Source organism: Microbacterium hydrocarbonoxydans (assembly GCF_011752045.1).
GTDB lineage: Bacteria > Actinomycetota > Actinomycetes > Actinomycetales > Microbacteriaceae > Microbacterium.
The window spans coordinates 571,480-591,873 of sequence record NZ_JAAKXW010000002.1 but is presented as its reverse complement, the minus strand read 5'-3'; the positions used below and the strand labels follow the sequence as shown (position 1 = coordinate 591,873).

Annotated in this window: 22 protein-coding genes and 1 pseudogene; 4 read left to right on the top strand and 19 right to left on the bottom strand. The window is 70.9% G+C overall.

The genetic code is table 11. The features are described from left to right. Window positions 1-14: 14 nt before the first annotated feature. Window positions 15-671, bottom strand: coding sequence for a histidine phosphatase family protein (locus G6G98_RS11085; RefSeq protein ID WP_243842092.1), 657 nt, complete (start codon window positions 669-671; stop codon window positions 15-17). 32 nt (window positions 672-703) lie between these two features. Further along, the gene (locus G6G98_RS11080; protein WP_067348368.1) at window positions 704-931 is read right to left on the bottom strand and encodes an RNA-binding S4 domain-containing protein; all 228 of its coding nucleotides are present in this window, start codon (window positions 929-931) and stop codon (window positions 704-706) included. A 115-nt stretch (window positions 932-1,046) separates the two neighbouring features. On the opposite strand from G6G98_RS11080, the pseudogene G6G98_RS11075 reads away from it, so the two are divergent. Then, window positions 1,047-1,532: pseudogene (locus tag G6G98_RS11075) on the top strand (heme-binding protein). A gap of 3 nt (window positions 1,533-1,535) precedes the next feature. Here G6G98_RS11075 and pnuC read toward each other — a convergent pair. The 4 genes from pnuC to G6G98_RS11055 are packed head-to-tail and all read right to left on the bottom strand — an operon-like array spanning window position 1,536 to window position 4,943. Continuing rightward, window positions 1,536-2,255 (bottom strand): nicotinamide riboside transporter PnuC, encoded by a 720-nt coding sequence (gene pnuC / locus G6G98_RS11070; protein ID WP_164234543.1) that lies wholly within the window; start codon window positions 2,253-2,255, stop codon window positions 1,536-1,538. Continuing rightward, on the bottom strand, window positions 2,252-2,758 hold the full coding sequence (locus tag G6G98_RS11065; RefSeq protein ID WP_067348358.1) for a GNAT family N-acetyltransferase: 507 nt from the start codon (window positions 2,756-2,758) through the stop codon (window positions 2,252-2,254). Before G6G98_RS11065 ends, pnuC begins: the two co-directional genes overlap by 4 nt. A 51-nt stretch (window positions 2,759-2,809) precedes the next feature. After that, the gene (locus G6G98_RS11060; RefSeq protein WP_164234544.1) at window positions 2,810-4,015 is read right to left on the bottom strand and encodes a hypothetical protein; all 1,206 of its coding nucleotides are present in this window, start codon (window positions 4,013-4,015) and stop codon (window positions 2,810-2,812) included. 10 nt (window positions 4,016-4,025) lie between these two features. Next, window positions 4,026-4,943, bottom strand: coding sequence for a DUF808 domain-containing protein (locus tag G6G98_RS11055; RefSeq protein WP_164234545.1), 918 nt, complete (start codon window positions 4,941-4,943; stop codon window positions 4,026-4,028). Window positions 4,944-5,098: 155 nt separating this feature from the next. Between G6G98_RS11055 and msrB the strand changes: the two genes are divergently transcribed. Together msrB and msrA are read left to right on the top strand one after the other, a co-directional pair. Further along, on the top strand, window positions 5,099-5,587 hold the full coding sequence (gene msrB / locus G6G98_RS11050; protein ID WP_164234546.1) for a peptide-methionine (R)-S-oxide reductase MsrB: 489 nt from the start codon (window positions 5,099-5,101) through the stop codon (window positions 5,585-5,587). Beyond that, window positions 5,584-6,120, top strand: coding sequence for a peptide-methionine (S)-S-oxide reductase MsrA (gene msrA / locus G6G98_RS11045; RefSeq protein WP_164234547.1), 537 nt, complete (start codon window positions 5,584-5,586; stop codon window positions 6,118-6,120). Before msrB ends, msrA begins: the two co-directional genes overlap by 4 nt. 101 nt (window positions 6,121-6,221) lie before the next feature. Here the strand turns inward: msrA and G6G98_RS11040 are convergent, their stop codons facing one another. The 3 genes from G6G98_RS11040 to G6G98_RS11030 all read right to left on the bottom strand — a co-directional run bounded on the left by G6G98_RS11040 (window position 6,222) and on the right by G6G98_RS11030 (window position 9,076). Continuing rightward, entirely contained in the window at window positions 6,222-7,031 is an 810-nt protein-coding gene (locus G6G98_RS11040) for an alpha/beta hydrolase (RefSeq protein WP_164234713.1), read from the bottom strand. Window positions 7,032-7,115: 84 nt separating this feature from the next. After that, the gene (locus G6G98_RS11035; RefSeq protein WP_067348342.1) at window positions 7,116-7,694 is read right to left on the bottom strand and encodes a gluconokinase; all 579 of its coding nucleotides are present in this window, start codon (window positions 7,692-7,694) and stop codon (window positions 7,116-7,118) included. 2 nt (window positions 7,695-7,696) lie between these two features. Beyond that, complete coding sequence (locus G6G98_RS11030; RefSeq protein ID WP_067348497.1) at window positions 7,697-9,076, bottom strand: GntP family permease; 1,380 nt, start codon at window positions 9,074-9,076, stop codon at window positions 7,697-7,699. A 197-nt stretch (window positions 9,077-9,273) separates the two neighbouring features. On the opposite strand from G6G98_RS11030, the gene G6G98_RS11025 reads away from it, so the two are divergent. Then, window positions 9,274-9,981, top strand: coding sequence for a FadR/GntR family transcriptional regulator (locus G6G98_RS11025; RefSeq protein ID WP_164234548.1), 708 nt, complete (start codon window positions 9,274-9,276; stop codon window positions 9,979-9,981). A gap of 161 nt (window positions 9,982-10,142) precedes the next feature. Here G6G98_RS11025 and G6G98_RS11020 read toward each other — a convergent pair whose 3' ends face one another. The 10 genes from G6G98_RS11020 to G6G98_RS10975 all read right to left on the bottom strand — a co-directional run bounded on the left by G6G98_RS11020 (window position 10,143) and on the right by G6G98_RS10975 (window position 20,390). Next, window positions 10,143-11,633, bottom strand: a complete 1,491-nt coding sequence (locus tag G6G98_RS11020) for a catalase (RefSeq protein ID WP_164234549.1) — start codon at window positions 11,631-11,633, stop codon at window positions 10,143-10,145. 70 nt (window positions 11,634-11,703) lie between these two features. Further along, window positions 11,704-12,123 (bottom strand): Fur family transcriptional regulator, encoded by a 420-nt coding sequence (locus G6G98_RS11015; protein WP_067348334.1) that lies wholly within the window; start codon window positions 12,121-12,123, stop codon window positions 11,704-11,706. A gap of 21 nt (window positions 12,124-12,144) precedes the next feature. Then, window positions 12,145-13,128: a squalene cyclase gene (locus G6G98_RS11010; protein WP_164234550.1), complete on the bottom strand. Its 984-nt coding sequence runs from the start codon at window positions 13,126-13,128 to the stop codon at window positions 12,145-12,147. Between the two features lie 42 nt (window positions 13,129-13,170). Continuing rightward, window positions 13,171-14,073 carry a DnaJ domain-containing protein gene (locus G6G98_RS11005; RefSeq protein WP_164234551.1) on the bottom strand — a complete coding sequence of 301 codons (903 nt, stop codon included), beginning with the start codon at window positions 14,071-14,073 and terminating at the stop codon, window positions 13,171-13,173. A gap of 141 nt (window positions 14,074-14,214) precedes the next feature. Further along, on the bottom strand, window positions 14,215-14,862 hold the full coding sequence (locus G6G98_RS11000; protein ID WP_067348327.1) for a YigZ family protein: 648 nt from the start codon (window positions 14,860-14,862) through the stop codon (window positions 14,215-14,217). A gap of 80 nt (window positions 14,863-14,942) precedes the next feature. Beyond that, window positions 14,943-16,589, bottom strand: a complete 1,647-nt coding sequence (locus tag G6G98_RS10995) for an ABC transporter substrate-binding protein (protein WP_067348323.1) — start codon at window positions 16,587-16,589, stop codon at window positions 14,943-14,945. A 45-nt stretch (window positions 16,590-16,634) separates the two neighbouring features. Next, window positions 16,635-17,441 (bottom strand): ABC transporter ATP-binding protein, encoded by an 807-nt coding sequence (locus G6G98_RS10990; protein ID WP_067348320.1) that lies wholly within the window; start codon window positions 17,439-17,441, stop codon window positions 16,635-16,637. Then, the gene (locus G6G98_RS10985) at window positions 17,438-18,514 is read right to left on the bottom strand and encodes an ABC transporter ATP-binding protein (protein ID WP_084788148.1); all 1,077 of its coding nucleotides are present in this window, start codon (window positions 18,512-18,514) and stop codon (window positions 17,438-17,440) included. The genes G6G98_RS10990 and G6G98_RS10985 overlap by 4 nt, the downstream gene beginning before the upstream one ends. Then, window positions 18,511-19,380, bottom strand: a complete 870-nt coding sequence (locus tag G6G98_RS10980) for an ABC transporter permease (RefSeq protein ID WP_067348316.1) — start codon at window positions 19,378-19,380, stop codon at window positions 18,511-18,513. The genes G6G98_RS10985 and G6G98_RS10980 overlap by 4 nt, the downstream gene beginning before the upstream one ends. Beyond that, window positions 19,377-20,390, bottom strand: a complete 1,014-nt coding sequence (locus G6G98_RS10975; protein ID WP_084788147.1) for an ABC transporter permease — start codon at window positions 20,388-20,390, stop codon at window positions 19,377-19,379. The genes G6G98_RS10980 and G6G98_RS10975 overlap by 4 nt, the downstream gene beginning before the upstream one ends. Window positions 20,391-20,394: the final 4 nt, after the last annotated feature.

Genomic DNA, 20,394 nt, shown 5'->3' with positions numbered 1-20,394 from the left:
CGACCGGCGGCCGGTCAGGACGCGGCGGGCTCCATCGGCAGGTGCGGGCCGCGGTTCCAGGCCAGGATCGCCGGCTGCTCGCGATCGAAGCCGAGCACCGACACCGACCCGGCATCCATCGTGATCTGCGCGGCGAAGCGGGGCGCCTGCCGAAGGAAGACCGCGGTGAGGATGCGCAGGTAGTGCCCGTGCGCGATGAGCGCGACGTCGCCCTGCGCCATCGCGGGGAGCACCCGGGTGAGCACGCGCGAGGCGCGCGCGGCGACCTCCTCGACCGTCTCACCGGGGGTGTCCCCGCGGATCACGCCGTGCGCGAAGGCCGTCCAGTCATAGCCGAGCTCGGCGCGGATCTCGGCTGTGGTGCGCCCCTCGTAGCCGCCGTAGTCCCACTCGATGAGCAGCGGATCCACGTCGGCGTCCAGTCCCGCCAGCTCGGCGGTGCGGCGCGCCCGCTGCAGCGGGGAGCTCAGCACGAGCCCGAAGGCGTAGTCGCGCACGAGCTCGCCCGCCGCCCTCGCGAGGTCCTCGCCGTGCGGGGTGAGCGGGATGTCGGTGCGACCGGTGTGACGGCCGCTCCGCGACCACTCCGTCTCGCCGTGCCGGAGCAGCACGAGCTTGCCCTGGGGGTTGTCGGGAGCGGGGCTGTCGGGCAGCGGGTCGGGTGCATCCACACCGCCACCGTACTCCGGGACGGGCGGCGTGCTCACGGGCGGACGCGGACCGTGCGGCCCTCGAAAGTCACCAGATCGCCGTCGTGGAGCTGGCGCCCGCGGCGCCGCTCCTCCTCGCCGTTGACGTTGACGAAGCCGTCGATGATGACCTCCTTGGCATCGCCGCCGGAGTCGAGCAGCCCCGAGAACTTCAGGAACTGGCCCAGGCGGATCATGTCGCCGCCGATGGGGACGTCGTCGATCGGATCGGTGTCGGTCATCCCTGAATGCTAACCGGGATCCGGAGCGACGCCGGGCCCGCGAGGCGCGTAGGGTGACGGATGTCGCGAGCTCTTCGCGACCCCGTCACAGTTCCGTCGAAGGGGAGGGTGCCCGATGTCCGCAGAGGAATGGCTGGCGCGACTGGAGGCCGAGCACCGCGACCTCGTGCTGACCGGGTTCGACCGGGCGGACGCCTGGCAGGTCGGCAGCGCGCTCGCCGGCAGGGCGCTGCAGGAGCGGATGCCGGTGGCGGTCGACATCCGCACCCCCGCGGGCGTGCTGTTCCACGCCTCTCTGCCCGGCGCGACCGCCGACAACGACGAGTGGATCTGACGGAAGTCGGCCACCGCCCTGCGATTCGAGGCCAGCACGGCGCTCCTCGCCGCGCGGACGGATGCCGAGGGGCGCTCGATGTTCGAGCCGGGCTGGCTCGACCCCGCCGAGTACACGATCGCCGGGGGCGCGGTGCCGGTGCGCGTGCAGGGCGTCGGCACTGTCGCGGTGGTGACCGTGTCCGGGCTCGCCTCCGAGGTCGACCACGACCTCGTGGTGCAGGCGCTGAGCGAGCTCGCGGCGGCGCAGCGCGCCGGAGCGGCCTGAAGGTCAGTGGGTCTGTTCGTCGTCCGGTCTGTGCAGCACCGCGATCGGCGCCGTGACGTCGAGCCGCGGCTTGACTCCCCGCTGGGCCCGCGCCCAGACGACGAAGCCGACAGCGGTGAAGGCGCCGTAGAAGAGGTACATGAAGCCGGTGGCGTAGTAGCCGGAGCCGAACAGCAGCGGAACGCCGACGGCATCCACGGCGATCCAGATCAGCCAGAACTCGGTCCAGCCCCTGGCCATGCCGTAGGTGGCCATCAGGGAGCCGACGAAGGTCCAGGCGTCGGCCCACACCGGCTCCCAGGAGCCGAGCATCCGGAACAGCGGCGTGAGTGCGACGGTGCCGATGACCATGACGAGAACGATGCCGATGCGGGCGCTCCAGGGAGCCCACTGCGGCGTGATCTGGCCGTCCCCTGCGGCAGCCTGCCGCCACCGCACCCAGCCGTAGATCGCGACGGCGATGAACATCACCTGCCGGCCCGCCTGGCCGAGCAGGTTCGGCAGCTCGTGAGCCGGGTTGAGGATCGAGCCGAGGAACACGGTGAGCAGCAGCAGGTTGCCGAGGATGCCGACCGGCCACGCCCACACCTTGCGGCGCAGGCCGCCGAGCGCGCTGGCCAGTCCGAACGCGTTGCCCACGACCTCGCGGATCAGCAGGGTCTGCCCGCCGGGCAGCGTCCAGTGCGAGTTGAAGACCTCGGCGAGCCAGGCGAGCAGGTTCACGGAACCGGCCGGTCGTCGAGGGTGAGCTGCAGGAAGGTGAGGTCGAGCCAGCGGCCGAACTTGGCGCCGACCTGCGGCATCCGTCCCACCTCGGCGAAGCCGAGCCGCTCGTGCAGCGCGATCGATCCGGCGTTGTCGGCGTCGACGCCGGCGATCATCGCATGGATGCCGCGGGCGCGCGCCCGCTCGATGATCTCCGCCATGAGCGCCTTCCCGATGCCGCGGCCGCGCTGGTCGCCGCGGACGTACACGGAGTGCTCGACGGTGTGCCGGTAGCCGCTGTGCGGTCGCCACTGCGCGAACGACGCATACCCGAGGACTCCCGTCTCATCGACGGCGACGACCACGGGGAAGCCCAGCCGGGTGCGATCGGCCAGCCAGGCGGCGCGGTCGTCGACGTCGACCGGATCCTCGTTCCAGATCGCCGTCGTGTGCAGCACGGCGTCGTTGTGGATCGCGGTGATCGTCTCGAGATCGGAGATCTCGGCGTCTCTGATGTGCACGGGGGCTCCTCTGCGCTTCGGGGTGCGCATCGATGACGGTACCAGGAGGGCTCAGGATGCGTGATTCCGCACCGGCGCGAGGGCGTCGCGCACGATGATCGCCCGGCGCAGGTCGGCCATGATCGGGTCGAAGAAGCGCTCGCGGTACCGCGGCTCGCTGACTGCCGAGAAGATGAACGGCAGCGTCGCGATGAGCGAGAGCAGCGCCGCCGCCTTGAGCAGGTTCACGGTGATCGGCAGCTTCGCCCCGGCGATGACGAGCGGCTCGACCACGAGGGGCAGCGTGTCGGTGCCGGTGCCCACCCACAGCTCGACCACTCCGACCGGGATCGCGACCGAGCCGATCGCGATGAGCAGTCCGCAGAGCAGCGCGGCGAAGAACAGCGCCTGCAGAAGCTGGGCGAACGTCATCACCAGCAGGATGTTCGCGCGCTGCGGCAGTCGCAGCGGCTGGCGGGCATCGGATGCCGCGGCGATGTGCTCGGCGGGGGTGTCCTCGAGCAGTGCGGTCCGCTGTTCGGCCGTCGGGGCGTGGCCGTCGTCGTCGAGCTCTGCCGCGCTGACCCGGAGCACGATCACGACGGCGAGGACGCCGACGACGAGGCCGACCAGGGCCAGTGAACCGGGGTGCAGGGCGGAGGCCATCTGCCACACCTCGGCGGAGAAGAACGCGAACACGACGAGCATGAGGATGACGGGCAGCGCGATCGAGGCCATGTGGCCGATCGCCGAGGCGTTCCGCACCGCGAGGCGTGAGGCCCAGGAGATCAGGGCGCCGCCGCCCATGCCGGTGACGAGGATGCAGAGCGCGAGCACGGCCAGCGTCTCGAACACCGGGCTGACGGTCGCCGTGCGGTCGATGGCGTAGCCGCCGGCGATGAGGGCAGCCACGCAGCCGACGATGATCGCGCTCGCCACGGCCGTGCCGATCGCCGGGCGCAGCCGGCGCAGCAGTCCGCGCACGAGGAGGAACGCCATCCAGGTGATCGTGAGCGCCAGCGCCAGCAGGATCAGCACGACGACGGCGAGCACGGTCTCGTCCTCGCCGGCCAGCTCCTGGGTGACGTCCACCGAGACGTCGAGGCCCCCGGTGAGGAGGAAGCCGGCCACCGCGACCCAGACCACGAGCGGGGCGACGCGGCGAGGCAGGTCGGTGAACCAGCGGCGCAGCGGCACGAACGTCGGCAGTCCCTGCTCGCGGAACCACCGGTCGGCATCGCGCCTCGCGCTGCGCAGCGGCCGGGGCTCGGAGGTCATGCTCGTGAGACTAGTGCTTCACGGTCTCCGGCGACGTCTCGCCCTCGTGGAACTCGACGCGCTTGCCGAGCATCCGCCCGATGCCGAGCACGATCCCGACGATGAGGAGGCCCGCCGCGAGTCCGGCGATCGCCGAGAACAGGGTGTCTCCGATCCACACGATCACCGGGCCGAGCGGCTCGAGCGCGTGCTCGATGCCGTGCAGGATGTCGGCGCCGAAGTGCACGCCCACCTCGCCGAGGTTCACCAGCACGAGGTGGCCGCCGACCCAGAGCATCGCGACCGTGCCGAGGATGCTGATGAAGCGGAACACCGCCGGCATCGATCGCACGATGCGGGTGCCGTTGTGCCTGACGCGCCGGACCGGGCTCTTCGCCATCCGCAGCCCGATGTCGTCGATCTTCACCAGCAGCGCGACCGCGCCGTAGACGACGCCCGTCATGATCACCGCGATCACGGCGAGGATCGCGAGGGTCGACCAGATGCTGAGGCCCTTTTCGAGGCTCGCGAGCGAGATGAGCATGATCTCGGTCGACAGGATGAGGTCGGTGCGGATCGCGCCGAGCACGAGGCGCTTCTCGTCGCGGGCGCTCTCGTCCTCGTGGCCGTGCTGCACGCCGAACCACTCGAGCACCTTCTCGGCGCCTTCGAAGCACAGGTACGCGCCGCCGACGATCAGCAGGTACGGCAGCACCCACGGGGCGAACGCGGTGAGCAGCAGCGCCACCGGGATGATCACGAGGAACTTGTTCGCCAGCGACCCCAGTGCGATCTTGCCGACGACCGGCAGCTCACGTGCCGGGGTGATGCCCTGCACGTACTGCGGGGTCACCGCGGCGTCGTCGATCACGACGCCGGCGGCCTTGGCCGAGGCCTTCATCGCGGCGCTGAGGATGTCGTCGACGACGGCGAGAAGTCCAACGGACATGTGCGTTCCCCCTGTGGTGAGTGTCGGGGAGCAACTCTACCGACCCGGCCTGAACTCACAGCGCGCTCCCAGCCCCGCGGGACCAAAACGGCGGCGGCATCCGTTCTCCTCTATGACGCCGCAGCCAGCCGCGTCGGACAAAGGAGACATCGATCATGTCGCACGACTACCGCAAGACCTCCGAGGGCGTCAGCGCCCTGAACCACCTGCAGTACGAGGTGACGCAGAACGACGGCACCGAGCCGCCGTTCCGCAACGCGTACTGGAACAACCACGACGACGGCATCTACGTCGACGTCGTCTCCGGCCAGCCCCTGTTCTCCTCGGCGGACAAGTACGACAGCGGCACGGGATGGCCGAGCTTCACGAAGCCGATCGACGCGGATGCCGTCACCACCCGCACCGACCGGAAGCTGTGGATGCCGCGCACGGAGGCGCGCTCCACCGGCGCCGACAGCCACCTCGGCCACGTCTTCGACGACGGCCCCGCCGAGGCCGGCGGCCTGCGCTACTGCATGAACTCCGCCGCCCTGCGCTTCATCCCCGCCGACAGGCTGGAGGAGGAGGGCTACGGTCGATACAGCGCCCTCTTCACCGGCACCACCCCCGCCACCACCTCTGAGACTCGCAAGGAGCAGTCATGACCGACAACGGAACCATCACCCGCACGCCCGGGACCGAGACCGCCGTGCTCGCCGGCGGCTGCTTCTGGGGCATGGAGGATCTCATCCGCCGCCAGCCCGGCGTGCTCGACACCCGCGTCGGCTACACCGGCGGGGAGAACGACCACGCCACGTACCGGAACCACCCCGGTCACGCCGAGGCCGTCGAGATCGTGTTCGATCCGACGAAGACGACGTACCGCGACATCCTCGCGTTCTTCTTCCAGATCCACGACCCGTCGACCCTGAACCGCCAGGGCAACGACATCGGGTCGAGCTATCGCTCGGCGATCTTCCCGCTCAGCCCCGAGCAGGACCGGATCGCCCGCGACACGATCGCCGACGTCGACGCGTCGGGCCTGTGGCCGGGCAAGGCCGTCACCACGATCGAGCCCGAGGGCCCGTTCTGGGAGGCCGAGCCGGAGCACCAGGACTACCTGATCCGCTATCCGAACGGCTACACCTGCCACTTCCCGCGTGCGGGCTGGGTGCTGCCGAAGCGCGCCGAGGTCTGAGCCTCCGCGCGGAACCGCCGAGACCCCGTGCTCTCGTCGAGACCCCGTTCTGCCGACGCCGGCAGGCAGGGGTCTCGGCGGGAAGCCGGGGTCTCGGCGTCTCAGCGCTCGCCGAGGAACTCCAGCGCCGCCTCGCGGAAGGCGCGCGAGCCGGGCGCGTTGAAGTGGTTCCGGTCGGGAATCTCGAAGAACCGGCCGTCGGGCGCGGCCGCCGCGAGCGCCTTCGAGCCCTCGATGATGCCGTCCTTCGACCCCGTCGCGAACAGGATCGGCTGGGTCGGCGCGTTCGCCGGGTCGGGATCGACCGTGCGCGATGCCCGCATCCCCTCGGCGAGGGCGAGCAGCGACGACAGATCGTTGCCGGGCACGCGCTCGGTGAGCGCGATGTAGTTCTGGGTCGTCGGGTCCTCGACCGGGGTGCCGTCGGCGATCAGGGCGCGCACCTGATCGAGGTTGAGCCGGGCCAGCGGCACGCCGTCGGGCACGCCGCCGAGCACGGCGCGCTCGATGCGGTGCGGCAGCTCGCGCACGACCTCCCAGCCGACCCTGGCGCCCAGCGAGTACCCGACGTAGACCGCGTCGTCCACGAGATACGCGTCCATGACGGTCTCGACGTCGGTGGTCAGGGTGCGGATGCCGTAGGCCGAGGCCTCGTGCGGCTTCTCGCTGAGTCCGTGCCCGCGCTGGTCGAGCGCGAGCACCCGGTAGCCGGCGCGCGTGAGGTCGCGCACCCAGCCGGTGAGCACCCAGTTGTCGCGCGCGCTGGACGCGAAGCCGTGCACGATGACGACGACCGGTCCGTCCGGATCGCCCCAGGTGTAGGTCGCGAGGCGGGTGCCGTCGGCGGCGTACACCTGCTGGGGCTCGGGCATGACGGTCAGGTCGGAGAGAGGAACGGCCACGTCATCCATCATGGCCCCGTCCGGCGCGGGGAGCCTCGAACGTCTCGGCGGATGACGAAGGCCGCGCCCGGATGATCCGTGCGCGGCCCTCGCTCAGCCGGCCAGCAGGCCGTCGGCGGTGTACTCGGGCGGAGGCAGCGGCGACAGGCGCAGCCGGCGCATGATCTCCTTGACCTCCTCCTTCGGGCTGCGGCTGAGCTCGACGACGATGCCGTCCTCGTCCTCCTCCAGCGGCTCGAGAGTGGCGAACTGCGAGCCCAGGAGGCTCTGCGGCATGAAGTGATCGATGCGGCTGCTCAGGCGGTTGGCGATCGCCTCCCGCGAGCCGTCCAGGTGCACGAACGCCACGCCGGGGCCGGCAAGGCGATCGCGGTACACCCGGCGCAGCGCCGAGCAGGTGACGATCCCCGGGGTGCCGGATGCTGTGTGCAGCTGGATCCAGGCGGCGATGCGGTCGAGCCAGGGCCAGCGGTCCTCGTCGGTGAGCGGGTGCCCCGCCGCCATCTTCTCGATGTTCGATGCGGGGTGCAGGTCGTCACCCTCTTCGAGGTCCCAGCCGAGGCGCCCGGCGAGCATGCCCGCGACGGTCGACTTGCCCGAGCCGGACACCCCCATCACCACGAGGACGATGGGCGGGTCGGCATCCGCGGGCCGGACGTTCTCGCCGGTCATGATCAGACCACCAGGTCCAGCAGGAGCACGCCGACGAGGCCGACCACCGAGATGAGGCACTCGAGCACCGTCCAGGTCTTGAACGTCTGCGGCAGGCTCGTGCCGAGATACTGCTTCACCAGCCAGAAGCCCGCGTCGTTGACGTGCGAGAGGAACACCGAGCCGGAGCCGATGGCGAGCACGAGGAGTGCGACCTCCGGGCCGGGAAGCGTGGAGGCGACCGAGGTCATCAGGCCGGCGGCGGTGATGGTCGCGATCGTGGCGGAGCCGGTCGCGATGCGGACGAGCACGGCGACGATCCAGCCGAGGAGGAGCACGGAGATGCCGCTGTCGAGCACGGCGCGCGTGATGACCTCGCCGATGCCGGTGTCGATGAGCACCTGCTTGAACGCGCCGCCGGCGCCGACGATGAGCAGGATGCCGGCGATGGGCGGCAGGCTGCTCTCCAGCGACTCGGCGACCGTCTTGCGGTTCATGGCCCCGCCGGCGCCCAGCACGAAGATGCCGAAGATCAGGGTGATGAGCAGGGCGATGGCCGGGGTGCCGATGAAGTCGATGACGAGCTTCCAGGCGTCGGTCGACTCCGGGGCGAACACCGCGACGAGGGCCTTGGCCATCATCAGCAGCACGGGGAGGAGCACGCTCGCCAGGGCGGCGCCGAAGGAGGGGCGCGGGCGGCGGGTGACGTCCTCGCCGAGGTCCTCGGCGGTGACGAACATGTCGGGGACGCCGACCGGCGCCCACTTGGCCGCGAAGCCGCTGAACAGCGGGCCGGCGATGATGATGGTCGGGATCGCCACGATCACGCCGAACGCGAGGGTGAGTCCGAGGTTGGCGCCGAGGGCGTCGATCGCGAGGAGCGGCCCGGGGTGCGGGGGCACCAGCCCGTGCATCGCGGAGAGCCCGGCGAGGGTCGGGATGGCGATCTTCATCAGCGAGACGCCGGAGCGGCGGGCGACGAGGATGATCACCGGGATCAGCAGCACGAGACCGATCTCGAAGAACATCGGCAGGCCGATGACGGCGCCCACGACGCCCATCGTCCACGGCAGCATGCGGGGGCTGGACCGGGCGATGAGGGTGTCGACGATGCGGTCGGCGCCACCGGAGTCGGCGAGCAGCTTGCCGAACATCGCGCCCAGGGCGATCAGCACGCCCACGCCGCCCATCGTCGCGCCGAAGCCGGCGGAGAAGCTGGCCAGCGCCTTGTCGGTCGCCATGCCGGCGCCGATGCCGACGCCCAGCGCGCCGATCGTCAGGGCGAGGAAGGGGTGCACCTTGAGCCAGGTGATGAGCAGGATGATCACGGCGAAGCCGATCACGGCAGCGGTGATCAGCTGAGCATCCGATCCGACCGGCACGATCGGTGCGGGGTCCGCCATCGGCAGGCGAAGAGTGAAGGGAACCATCATTGTTCCTCCCGGAAAGGGAAACGCAGTCAGTGAGCTACGGCGCTTCTGTCTGATATTTGAAGCTACCGTAGCCGAATAATCCGACTATTACAACACCTATCTTTAAATAAACGTCCTTTACTGGTCAGAGGCTCTCAAATATCGGCCCCATCCTCTACGGTGAGAGCATGACTCAGACACCGCTGCACGACGCGATCGTCGAGCGCTGGGGTGCCGAGATCGGGTCCGGCCGGCGCGCACCCGGCAGCCGCATCGTCATGGAGCAGGCCGTCGCCGAGTTCGCGGCTTCGCGCAGCGCCATCCGCGAGGCCGTGCGCGTGCTGGAGTCCCTCGGGATGGTCGAATCGCGGCAGCGGGTGGGGATCACCGTGCAGCTACCCGAGTCATGGAGTCCCTACGACCCCCGCGTGCTGCGGTGGCGGCTGGAGGGGCCCGACCGGCTCGCCCTCCTGCAGAGCCTGAGCGAGCTGCGCGGCGCCGTCGAGCCCGTCGCCGCCCGTCTCGCGGCGACCCGCGCGACCCCGGAGCAGTGCGGTGCGCTCGCCGCGGCGGTGATCGGGATGTCCTCCACGGCTCGCGCGGCGAACGCGGAGGAGTACCTCGCGCACGACATCGACTTCCACACCGTGCTGCTGCAGGCCTCGGGCAACGTGATGCTCGCGAGCCTCGGCTCGATCGTCGTCGCGGTGCTCGAGGGGCGCACTCACCACTCGCTGATGCCGGCGGTGGCGGATGCTGAGGCGCTGCGGCTGCACTCGGAGGTCGCCGCCGCCGTTCAGGGACGCGACGAGGCAGCCGCCGAGAAGGCGATGCGCGCCATCGTCGCGGAGTCCGCCGACGCGATGACCGAGATGCGGACCGCCGCGCAGCGCTGACCCGCCATACGTTTCGCGGAGAGCCGTCATCGCGGGGAGCCGTCATCTCCGAGAGTCCTCAGAACAGGCAGAAGCGCGGGAGCAGGCTGAATCTCAGATGATTCAGCCTGCTCCCGCGGGATCGCCTGTTCCGGGGCTGCCGGGGCTGCCGGGGCGCCGGCTCAGAGGCTGGCGAGCTCCTTGTCCAGGTCGTCCTCGGCGACCGGTACCGTCTGCCGCAGCGCCTCACCGAGGCCGGCATCCACGTTCGTCCAGTACTGGAAGAAGCGCTCGCGGATCGCGTCGATGGTGATGCCGCGGCCCTGGCCGGTCAGCGTCTCCAGGAAGCGGGCGCGCTGCGCGTCGTCGAAGACCTCGCGGTACAGCGTGCCGGCCTGGCCGAAGTCGTCGTCATCGGCGCGGAGGGTCGCGGCGGAGCGGATCAGCTCGCCGTCCGACTCCCAGCTCGCCTCGGCTCCTGCCGCAGCATCCGCCACCGGGCCTCCGGCCGGCCCGAAGGAGTTCGGCGTGTACACGCGGTGCGCGGCGTCGTTGAACTTGTACTGCATCTGGCCCTCGTGCATGTAGTTGCGCACCTCGGCCGCGTGCGGCTGGTTCACCGGCAGCTGGTTGTAGTTCGCGCCGATGCGGTAGCGCTGCGCGTCGGAGTACGCGAAGACACGGGCCATCAGCATCTTGTCCGGGGAGATGCCGGTGCCGGGGACCTGGTTGCCGGGGGAGAACGCGGCCTGCTCGATCTCGGCGAAGAAGTTCTGCGGGTTGCGGTTCAGCGTGAACGTGCCGACCTTGATGCGCGGGTAGTCCTTCTTCGACCAGGTCTTGGTGAGGTCGAACGGGTTGAACCGGTAGGTCTTGCCCTGCTCGTACGGCATGACCTGCACGTAGACGTCCCAGGAGGGGTGCTCGCCGCGCTGGATCGCGTCGAAGAGGTCGCGGCGGTAGTAGTCGGCATCCGACCCCGCCAGCTTCTCCGCCTCCTCGGCGCTCATCGCCTCGACGCCCTGCTTCGAGAGGAAGTGATACTGCACCCAGAAGCGCTCGCCCTCGGCGTTCACCCACTGGTACGTGTGCGAGCCGTAGCCGTTCATGTGGCGCCAGCTGCGGGGGAGGCCGCGGTCGCCCATGAGGTAGGTGACCTGGTGCGCGGTCTCGGGGGAGAGGGTCCAGAAGTCCCACTGCATGTCGGCGTCGCGCAGGCCCGAGTCGCCGAGTCGCTTCTGCGAGTGGATGAAGTCGGGGAACTTCATGGCGTCGCGGAGGAAGAACGTCGGGGTGTTGTTGCCGACGATGTCGAGGTTGCCCTCGGTCGTGTAGAAGCGCAGCGCGAAGCCGCGCACGTCGCGCCAGGTGTCGGGGGATCCCTGCTCACCGGCGACGGAGGAGAAGCGCAGCAGCGTCTCGCTGACCGTGCCCGGCTGGAAGACCGCGGCGCGGGTGTAGGCCGAGACGTCCTCGGTGACCTCGAAGGTGCCGAACGCGCCGCCGCCCTTGGCGTGCGGGTTGCGCTCCGGCACGCGCTCGCGGTTGAACGAGGCGAGCTTCTCGACGAGGTAGCGGTCGTGCAGGACCGTGGGGCCGTCGGCTCCGACGGTGAGCGAGTGCGCGTCGCTGGCGACCGGGGTGCCGGTCTGGGTGGTCGTGGGCTTGGTCATGTTCTTCTCCTTCTGCGCGCAGGCACGACGAACACCGCCCCTCTGAGGAGGGCGTGTCCGGGGGATGCGCCTACGCGGCGTTCTGGCAACTGGGGCACAGGCCCCAGAAGGTGACTTCTGCTGTCTGGACGGTGAATCCCCCCGTGTTCGAGGGGGAGAGACACGGCGCCTCGCCGATGACGCAGTCCACGTCGCCGATCGCACCGCAGGAGGTGCAGACCACGTGGTGATGGTTGTCGCCGACGCGCCGTTCGTAGAGCGCCGCGGAGCCTGCCGGTTCGATCCGGCGGATCAGGCCCGCCGTCGTCAGGTCCGCGAGGATGTTGTGCACCGACTGGATCGACGTGGTCGGAAGCACGTCGGACACCGCGCGGTAGACCCGCTCGGCATCCGTGTGGGCCATGGACGTCAGAGCCTCGAGAACGGCGACGCGGCCCGCGGTCGCCCTCAGTCCGGCGTCGCGAAGCGCCGAGTCGAGTTCCGTGTCCATGCCTCGACTGTACACTTATTTTTAGTCATTCAAAAGAACGGATGCCGAATCCCACCAGTCCAGCACACGCGTGCCCATCAGCGTGAGCCAGCGGGAGGGTTCGCCCTCCGGTGCGTCCACCGCGAACCACGTGCGCCCGGGCAGGGTGCGTCCCTGCAGCCAGGTCCCGTCGGCCTGCCGGGCCGCGCGCACCGCGTCGACGGCATCCGTCAGTCGCGCATCCGGTGCCGCGCCCTCGAACAGTGCGGCCTCGCGGAAATGGTCGAGAGCGGCGAGGGCGCTGTAGCGGTGACGGTTCGGATAGACGAACTCGGTGACGAAGTCGCCGACGAGCATCCCGGTCGACTCGCGGAACATGAGCCGCCGGCGCAGCAGGTACTCCTCGCCGCCGTGGCGCGCCTCGCGCACCGAGGCGTCGCCGGTGCGCCGCTCGTAGTAGAGCAGTCCGCGCACGGCGTTGAGCGTGGAATGGAACGACGAGCGCACCGAGTCGCCCTCCTCGGCCTCGCAGTTCCAGCCGCCGTCGTCGAGCCGGTGCTCGACGAACCAGCGGGCGAGTGCCGACATGTCGAGTCCCAGCCAGGCGCCCGAGGCGAGCGTGAACGCGTTGATGCAGACGTCGACCTCGCCGCCCCAGAACGGCAGGTCGTCGTACTCCCAGCGGCAGCTCTCGGCGAGCCTCGCCGCGGTGTCACCGAGGGCGGCGGCATCCGCGCCCCACTCCCTGAGGTCCTTCAGCGACCAGCTCGTGGCGACCCACGGCTGATCCCGCTCCGCGGGTCCGCCGCTGTCGAAGAACCCGCCGGGGAAATGTGCTCCGCCGGCCCATCTCCCGTCGGCATCCTGGTGGGCGAGCAGCCTCGCTCCGAAGCCCGCCCTGGTCACCTCCGACCTCGTCGCCTCCCATTGTGCGGCGGGGGCGGCGAGCAGGTCGCGCTCGACCTGCCATCGCAGCGCCGGATCGGAGTCGAGCAGCCAATCGTGCACGCGGTCGTCGAGGTCCATGCCCGGCACGCTATCCTGCCCCGGCGACGCGCGGAAGGCGGATCAGGCGAAGCGGATGCCGGCGCGCAGGCGCGTGCGGATGTCGAACAGCTCGTTGCCGCCGATCACCCGCGCACCGGGCACGCCCTTGCGCAGCAGGCCGGGGAGCGCGCTGCGGCGCACCACGACGACGGGGAGGTCGCGGATGCGGCCGAGCGGCGTGATCGCCATGGCGAGGTCGTCGTCGGGCAGCACCACGATCGCGCCGGTGAAGCGCACCTTGGCCGTGCGAGCGACGTGCCGGATCTGGCCGAGCAGCGTCGTCACGGGCGCTCGATGCCCGAGGCTGGGCCCGGTGATCTCGCCGCCGCGGAATCCCACGACCCCGCCGAAGTCGGCCGAGGTGACGCCGTACAGACCCGACGGGCCGAGGACGATGTGGTCGAGGTGCACGTCGGCGCCGACGTCGATGCCGTGCCAGAGGGTGAATCCCATGCCGAGGCCCGACACCGCGTGCGCGGTGCCCTCCTCGGCGAGAGCGTCGGCGAGCAGGCGCTTCAGCTCCCGCGGAGCCGACCGAACGAGCGAGGGGGCATACGGGTCCTCGACTGCTTCACCCGCCCACTCGGTCAGCAGCTCGACGTAGCGGGCGCGGCGCCAGGCGCCCGGCACGCCGTAGGTCTTCGGGCGCGGGCGGGTGTCGGTCGGCGCCGCCGGTGCGCGCCATCCGCCCCACTCCGTCTCCGTGCCGATGCCGTGACTGCGGTCGTACGCCGCGCGCCCCTCGGCGGTGCCGACGAGCTCCCAGGCGCGCTGCACGCGGATGAACACCGCGGCGTCGCCGCCGGTGTCGGGGTGCGTCTGCCGCAGCCGCAGCCGGTAGGCGCGCCGCAGCTCCTCCTCGGCCGTCTCCGGAGTGACGCCGAGCACCTCGTATGCCGAGGCCGAAAGCGGACTGTCGAACATCGCGCTCCTTCCGACCGCGGCATCCAGGGTATCCGTCGGCGGGCGCCCGCCCGTCATCGCTCCCGTCGCGCGAACGGTCGCTTCGCCCCCACCCGAGGCGACGATCTGCGCGACGGCAGCATCAGCCCGAGCGGCGCAGGGTCACGCGGGCACGTCGACGATGCGCTCGGCACCGCGCGCCGGCACGACAGAACCGGCGGATGCCGCGGCGAGGTCGTCAGCGAGCGCGATGAGCGAATCGGCGGGCACCCAGAGCTCCAGCGTCGCGACCGCGCCGTAGCGGGGCTCGCCGAGGGTGGCTCCGTGCTGCGCGGCCCAGTCGCGGAGGAGGTTGTCGAAGCGGCCGGCATCCGCGTGCGGCACGTCGACCGTGACCTGAGTGAGCGCCTCACGTCGCACCAGCGTCGCCAGGTCGAGCGCCTCCGACACCGCGGACGAGTACGCCCGCACGAGTCCGCCGGCGCCCAGCTTCACCCCGCCGAAGTACCGCGTCACCACCGCGACCACGTCGGTGAGCTCCCGGCGGCGCAGCACCTCGAGCATCGGGATGCCGGCGGTGCCGGAGGGCTCCCCGTCGTCGGAGGAGCGCGCCTGGTCGCCGAGCAGGCCCGTGACCATGGCGCTGCAGTTGTGCCGCGCATCCCAGTACCGCTTGCGGATGCCGGCGATGACGGCATCCGCCTCCTCGACCGACGAGACCGGCGCGAGCTGCGCGATGAAGCGCGACTTCTTGATGACGAGCTCATGCTCCACGCCGGAGGCGATCGTGGCGGGGTAGGAGCGGGTCACCCCGCCACGATACCGAGCGGATGCGGAAGGGCGGCCGCCCCCGCGAGGGGAGCGGCCGCCCTCAGGGCCGGACGGCGGTGCTACTCGGCGGCGCCCAGGTGCGCCGCCCACGGGTAGTACGTGTACGCGAACGCGGCCGGAGCGCCCGTGATGCGCTTGTTCATGAACACGTCGTTGCGCAGCTCGACGCCGGGGAACATCGGGCCCATCTCCTCGTACAGCTTCTTCTCGATGTCGACGACCAGCGCCGCGCGCTCCTTCTCGTCGGCGGTTCCGACCGCCTCGTAGTAGAGGTCGTCGACGCCGCTGTACCCGGACTGGTTGAACAGGCCCGCGGTCACCGCGGTCGCGGCGATCCAGTCGAGCGGGTTCGGGATGCCCGGCCAGAACTGCGTGTACAGCAGGTCGGTGTCGCCGCGGGTCTCCGGGTCGTACAGGTAGTTGGAGTAGCCGGTGGCGGGCACGACCTCGAGCTCGAACGTGAGGCCGATCTTGTCGGCCGCGTCCTTGACGGCGATGCCGAACTGCTGGGTCTCGCTCTGCTGGGGGACGACGAGGCTGATCGAGTCGGCCTTCACGTCGGCGGGCAGGCCGTCGACGATCTTCTTCGCCTCCTCGATCTGCGCGGTGCCGTCGGTCGCGACGGAGTCGGCGTACTCGGCCAGCTCCTCGGCCGCGAACCCGTAGGCGGACGGCGGCGTCTGCAGCGCCGACGGCGTGCCGAGCCCGCCGTAGACCTGGGTGCCGATGCCCTTCCAGTCGATCGCCATCTGCAGCGCCTTGCGCACGTCGGCGTTCGCCAGCGGGCCGTCGGGGTTCGCGACGACCAGCGTCGTCTCCAGCGGCGCCGGGCCCTGGTGGTAGCTGCCGACGCCGGATGCCTTCAGCTGCGCGACACCCGACACGGGCACGCCGAACGTGCCGTCGATCTGTCCGGACTGCAGACCCGAGACGATCGCGGCGTCGTCGGTGAGGAAGGTGAACTCGATCTCCTTCGCCTTCGCCGTGCGCTCGGCGTCCCAGTAGCCGTCGTAGCGGGAGACCGTGATCGACTGCCCCTGGGTCCACTTCTCGAACTGGAACGGACCGGTGCACATCACGCCGGTCTCCGGAGTGCCGAAGGCCTCTCCGGCGGCCTCGGCGAAGTCCTTCTTCACGACGACGCCGGCGTAGTTCGAGAGCTCCTCGTTGAGCAGGTAGTCGGGGGCCTTGAGGCGGATCGTGACCTGGTGCTCGCCGGTCTTCTCGATCGAGTCGACGTTGAAGTACAGGTAGTTGTAGAAGCTGGTCGGATCGGTGAGGTTGCGGGTGAGGCTGTACACGACGTCGTCCGCGGTCATCGGCGTGCCGTCCCAGAAGGTGACGTCGTCGCGCAGCTCGTACACCCAGGTGAGCGGGTCGGGGTTGCTGAACGACGAGGCCAGGTTGGGCTCGATCTCGAACTCGGGGGTCTGCACGAGCAGGTTCTCGCACAGGTTCGAGTTGATCATGTTCGGCGTGTAGTCGGCCGAGCGGTACGGGTCGATGGTCTGCGGCTCGCCCTGGAAGACGTTCCAGGTGATCTTGTCGACCTCGCCCGTGGCGGCGGGGGTGAAGGTGGTCAGCTCGTCGCCGCCTCCCTGCGACGGCGAGGGGGCCGCCCCGCCGCCGCTGCAGGCGGTGAGGGCGACGACGGCGAGCAGGCCGACGCCGGCGGCGGCTGCGCGGATGCGCCTGGTGGTGTTCATGGTTGCTCCGATACGGGTTCGGGTGGTGCGGGTGGGTGGTGCGGGTCAGATTCGTGCGAGGGACGCGGGGTCCCAGCCGTCGCGCGGAACGCTGTCGCGCAGCAGGCGGGTGTAGGGGTGCTGCGGGTCGTCGAGCACGGCGGCGGTGGCGCCCTGCTCCACGACGGCGCCGTGGCGCATGACGATCGTGTCGTCGCACACCTGGCGGATCACCGCGAGATCGTGGCTGATGAACAGGTAGCTCACGCCGCGTTCCTCGCGGATGTCGGAGAGGAGGTTGAGGATCTGCGCCTGGATCGAGACGTCCAGCGCGGACACGGCCTCGTCGAGGATGAGGATCTCCGGTTCGGCGGCCAGCGCCCTGGCGATCGCGACGCGCTGCCGCTGCCCGCCGGAGAGGGCCTTCGGCAGTGCGTTCAGCTGCCGCTCGTCGAGCCCGACGAGGTCGCCGAGCTCGCGCACGCGGCGCTTGGTCTCCTCGCGGTCGAGCCGGAAGTGCACGCCGAGCACCTCGGCGAGGCAGTCGCCGATGCGCTGACGGCGGTCGAGCGAGGTGTACGGGTCCTGGAAGACGATCTGGATGTTCCGGCCGCGCTCGCGCAGCGCTCGGACGGTGCGCGCGGGGCGGGTGCGGTCCTCGCCGCGGAACAGGATGCGTCCGCCGGAGGGCGTCTCCAGGCCGATGATCATCCGGGCCGTGGTGGTCTTGCCCGATCCGGACTCCCCGACGATGCCGAGGGATCCGCCGGCCGCGAGCTCGAAGCTCACGTCGGCGACGGCGGTGGTCTCGGTGCGGCCGGAGCCGAACCGCTTGGTCAGGTTCTCGACGGCGAGCAGCGGTGCGGTGCTCATGACGTCGCCTCCTCCTCGGAAACGGTCGGGACGGGTGCCAGCAGACGGCCGTGCAGCTCCGGCATCCGGATGCAGCGGCTGTCGCCCTGCGTGCCGATCTGCAGCAGCGGCGGGCGGGAGGCCCGGCACGCCTCCTGCGCGAAGCGGCAGCGGGGCGCGAACGCGCAGCCGTCCGGCGCCTCGTACGCGGTGGTGGGGTGACCGGGGATCGCCGGGAGCCGGTGCGCCCGGTGGCCGATCTCGGGCCGCGCGCCGACGAGGGCGGCGGTGTACGGGTGCAGCGGGTCGTGGTGCAGCAGCTTCGAGCTCTGCCGCTCGACGACCTGCCCCGCGTACAGCACGAGGGTGTCGTCGCAGACGGCGCCGGCGAGCTCGAGGTCGTGCGTGATGAAGAGCATGGCCATGCCGTACTCCCGCTGCATGCGGGCGAGGATCGCCATCACCTCTGCCTGCGTGGTCACGTCGAGCGCGGTCGTCGGCTCGTCGGCGAGGATGAGCCGCGGGCGCACGGCGACGGATGCCGCGATCATCACGCGCTGCAGCAGACCGCCGGAGAGCTCGTGCGGGTACTGGCGCAGCCGGCGCTCCGGGTCGTGGATGCCGACGTCGGCGAGCAGCTGCACGGCCTTCTGCTCGGCGGCGCGCCGCGGCATCCGGTCGTTCGTGCGCATCGCCTCGGTGAGGAAGTCGCCGATCCGGCGCACCGGGTTGGTGTGCGCCCTGGCGTCCTGGAACACCATCGACACGTCGCCGGCGCGGTAGCGCCGGAGCGCCTCGCCGCGGAGGTCGAAGACGTCGGTGCCGTCGAAGCGGACGTGGCCCGTGACGTCGGCGCCGCTCGGCAGCAGCCGGGCGATGGTGCGGACGGTCATCGACTTGCCCGAGCCGGACTCGCCGACCAGGCCGAGGGTCTTCCCCTCTTCGAGCTCGAACGAGACGTCGCGCAGCACGGTGCGCATCTCGCCCTGGACGGGGAGCGCGACGGTCAGGCCGTCGACCTCGAGAAGCGGGGCCCCGCGCCGAGAGGCTCCGGACGGCGCGCCAGCGCCGTGTGGAGTAGGCGTGGGGATCATGCGCGGGCCTCCGATCGCTCGTTGAGGCGGTCGCCGAGCACGTTCACGGCGGCGACGGTGATGACGATGAGCGCGCTGGCGAACAGCGCCTCCTCGGGGTGGCCCTGCAGGATGCCGCCCATGCCGGTGCCGACCATGGCGCCCCAGTCGGCGGTCGGCGGCTGCACGCCGAGGCCGATGAAGGAGAGTCCGGCGAGATCCATGAGGGCGAAGCCGAAGGCGAGCGTCGCGTTCGCGACGATGAGCCCGGCGATGTTCGGCAGGATGTGCCGCACCGAGATCCAGAAGCCGCGGACGCCCTGCACGCGGAGGGCGGCGACGTACGGCAGGTTGCGCTCACGGAGCGCCGCGCTGCGCACGATGCGGGCGATGTACGGGGTGTAGGCGATCGACAGCGCCGCGACGGCCGCGTTCAGGCCGGAGCCGAACAGCGCGGTCGCGAGGATGGCGAGCAGCAGGCCGGGGAACGCGAAGATCGCGTCGATGACCCGCACGACGGCCTGGTCGAACCAGCCGCCGAACCAGACGGCGGCGAGGGCGAGGATCGTGCCGATGATCGTCGAGAAGAGCACGACGAGGAACGGCCCGATGAGGGCGGTGCGCGAGCCGACGATGAGGCGGGCGAGCAGGTCCCGGCCGCTGGCGTCGGTGCCGAGCGGATGCAGGGCGCCGGGGCCCTGGAGCGCCTCCGACAGGCTCACGCCGTTCGGGTCGGTGGTGACGAGCAGCGGTCCGGCGAGGGCGATCAGCACGATCGCGGCGAGGGCGCCGACGGCGGCCCAGCCGGAGGCGCCGAGGAAGCCGGCGCGGCGGCGGCGCCTGGCGGCCGGAGCGAGCAGACGCGCGTCGGCGGTGACGGCGGTCATGAGGTCTTCCTTCCGAGGCTGACGCGCGGGTCGAGCAGCGCGTAGGCGAGGTCGATGACGGTGTTCAGCACGATGAACGCGGCGACGTAGACCAGGCAGATCGCCTGCACGACGGGGAAGTCCTTCTGCTGGACGCTGGAGACGAGGAACTGGCCCATGCCTCCGAGCTGGAACACCTGCTCGATGACGACCGAGCCGGCGATGAGTCCGGCGATGGTGAGGCCGGCGACCGTGAGCACCGGCATCGCCGCGTTGCGGACCACGTGGCGCTGCACGATGAAGCGGCGGGGGAGGCCCCGGCTGATCGCCGTCTGCACGTGGTCGGCGGACAGCTCCTGGCGGATCGCCGCCTGGGTGAGCCGGGCCACGAACGCGACGGAGGCGAGGGCCAGCGCGACCGCCGGGAGCACCGTGTGGTACACCGCGTCGAGCCCCGGCATCCCGGCGCCGAACACGGGGAACCACTTCAGCTGCACCCCGAAGACGAGGATGAGCACGACCGCGGCGACGAAGGTCGGCACCGCCATGATCGCGGTGGCGCCGGCCATCACCGAGCGGGAGAGGAGCCCGGGCTTGAGCCCCGCGAAGCCGCCGACGGCGAGCCCGATCGCGAGCACGATGACCGCCGCCATCAGCACGAGCAGGACGGATGCCGGGGCGCGCGCCGCGAGCACCTGGGCGACCGGCTGGTTGTAGATGATGGAGGTGCCGAAGTCGCCGGTCAGCGCCCCGCCCAGCCAGCGCAGGTACTGCAGCCACAGCGGGTCGTCGAGGTGGTACTGCGCCTCGAGCGTCGCGATCGCCTCCGGGGACATCGAGCGTCCCTGTGTGAGGAAGCTCAGCGGATTGCCCGGCGCGAGGTACAGCGCGCCGAACACGACGATGCTCGCGACGAACAGGGTGGCGGCGAGGCCGCCGATCCGTCCGAGGACGAACCGGAGTGTGCTCCACCCGGTGCCGCGCTTGCGGGCGACGGCCTGCGCGGCGATCGTGGTGGTGGTGTCGGTCATGTCA

Bases quoted from the DNA above. Each gene is read 5' to 3' on its own strand.
- G6G98_RS11060 (WP_164234544.1), bottom strand. From the start codon at position 4,015: ATGACCTCCGAGCCCCGGCCGCTGCGCAGCGCGAGGCGCGATGCCGAC.
- G6G98_RS11080 (WP_067348368.1), bottom strand. From the start codon at position 931: ATGACCGACACCGATCCGATCGACGACGTCCCCATCGGCGGCGACATG.
- G6G98_RS10985 (WP_084788148.1), bottom strand. From the start codon at position 18,514: ATGATCCCCACGCCTACTCCACACGGCGCTGGCGCGCCGTCCGGAGCC.
- msrA (WP_164234547.1), top strand. From the start codon at position 5,584: ATGACCGACAACGGAACCATCACCCGCACGCCCGGGACCGAGACCGCC.
- G6G98_RS11005 (WP_164234551.1), bottom strand. From the start codon at position 14,073: ATGTTCGACAGTCCGCTTTCGGCCTCGGCATACGAGGTGCTCGGCGTC.
- G6G98_RS10990 (WP_067348320.1), bottom strand. From the start codon at position 17,441: ATGAGCACCGCACCGCTGCTCGCCGTCGAGAACCTGACCAAGCGGTTC.
- G6G98_RS11010 (WP_164234550.1), bottom strand. From the start codon at position 13,128: ATGGACCTCGACGACCGCGTGCACGATTGGCTGCTCGACTCCGATCCG.
- G6G98_RS11025 (WP_164234548.1), top strand. From the start codon at position 9,274: ATGACTCAGACACCGCTGCACGACGCGATCGTCGAGCGCTGGGGTGCC.
- G6G98_RS11030 (WP_067348497.1), bottom strand. From the start codon at position 9,076: ATGGCGGACCCCGCACCGATCGTGCCGGTCGGATCGGATGCTCAGCTG.
- G6G98_RS11035 (WP_067348342.1), bottom strand. From the start codon at position 7,694: ATGACCGGCGAGAACGTCCGGCCCGCGGATGCCGACCCGCCCATCGTC.
- G6G98_RS11055 (WP_164234545.1), bottom strand. From the start codon at position 4,943: ATGTCCGTTGGACTTCTCGCCGTCGTCGACGACATCCTCAGCGCCGCG.
- msrB (WP_164234546.1), top strand. From the start codon at position 5,099: ATGTCGCACGACTACCGCAAGACCTCCGAGGGCGTCAGCGCCCTGAAC.
- G6G98_RS10995 (WP_067348323.1), bottom strand. From the start codon at position 16,589: ATGAACACCACCAGGCGCATCCGCGCAGCCGCCGCCGGCGTCGGCCTG.
- G6G98_RS10980 (WP_067348316.1), bottom strand. From the start codon at position 19,380: ATGACCGCCGTCACCGCCGACGCGCGTCTGCTCGCTCCGGCCGCCAGG.
- G6G98_RS11015 (WP_067348334.1), bottom strand. From the start codon at position 12,123: ATGGACACGGAACTCGACTCGGCGCTTCGCGACGCCGGACTGAGGGCG.
- G6G98_RS10975 (WP_084788147.1), bottom strand. From the start codon at position 20,390: ATGACCGACACCACCACCACGATCGCCGCGCAGGCCGTCGCCCGCAAG.
- G6G98_RS11020 (WP_164234549.1), bottom strand. From the start codon at position 11,633: ATGACCAAGCCCACGACCACCCAGACCGGCACCCCGGTCGCCAGCGAC.
- G6G98_RS11040 (WP_164234713.1), bottom strand. From the start codon at position 7,031: ATGGATGACGTGGCCGTTCCTCTCTCCGACCTGACCGTCATGCCCGAG.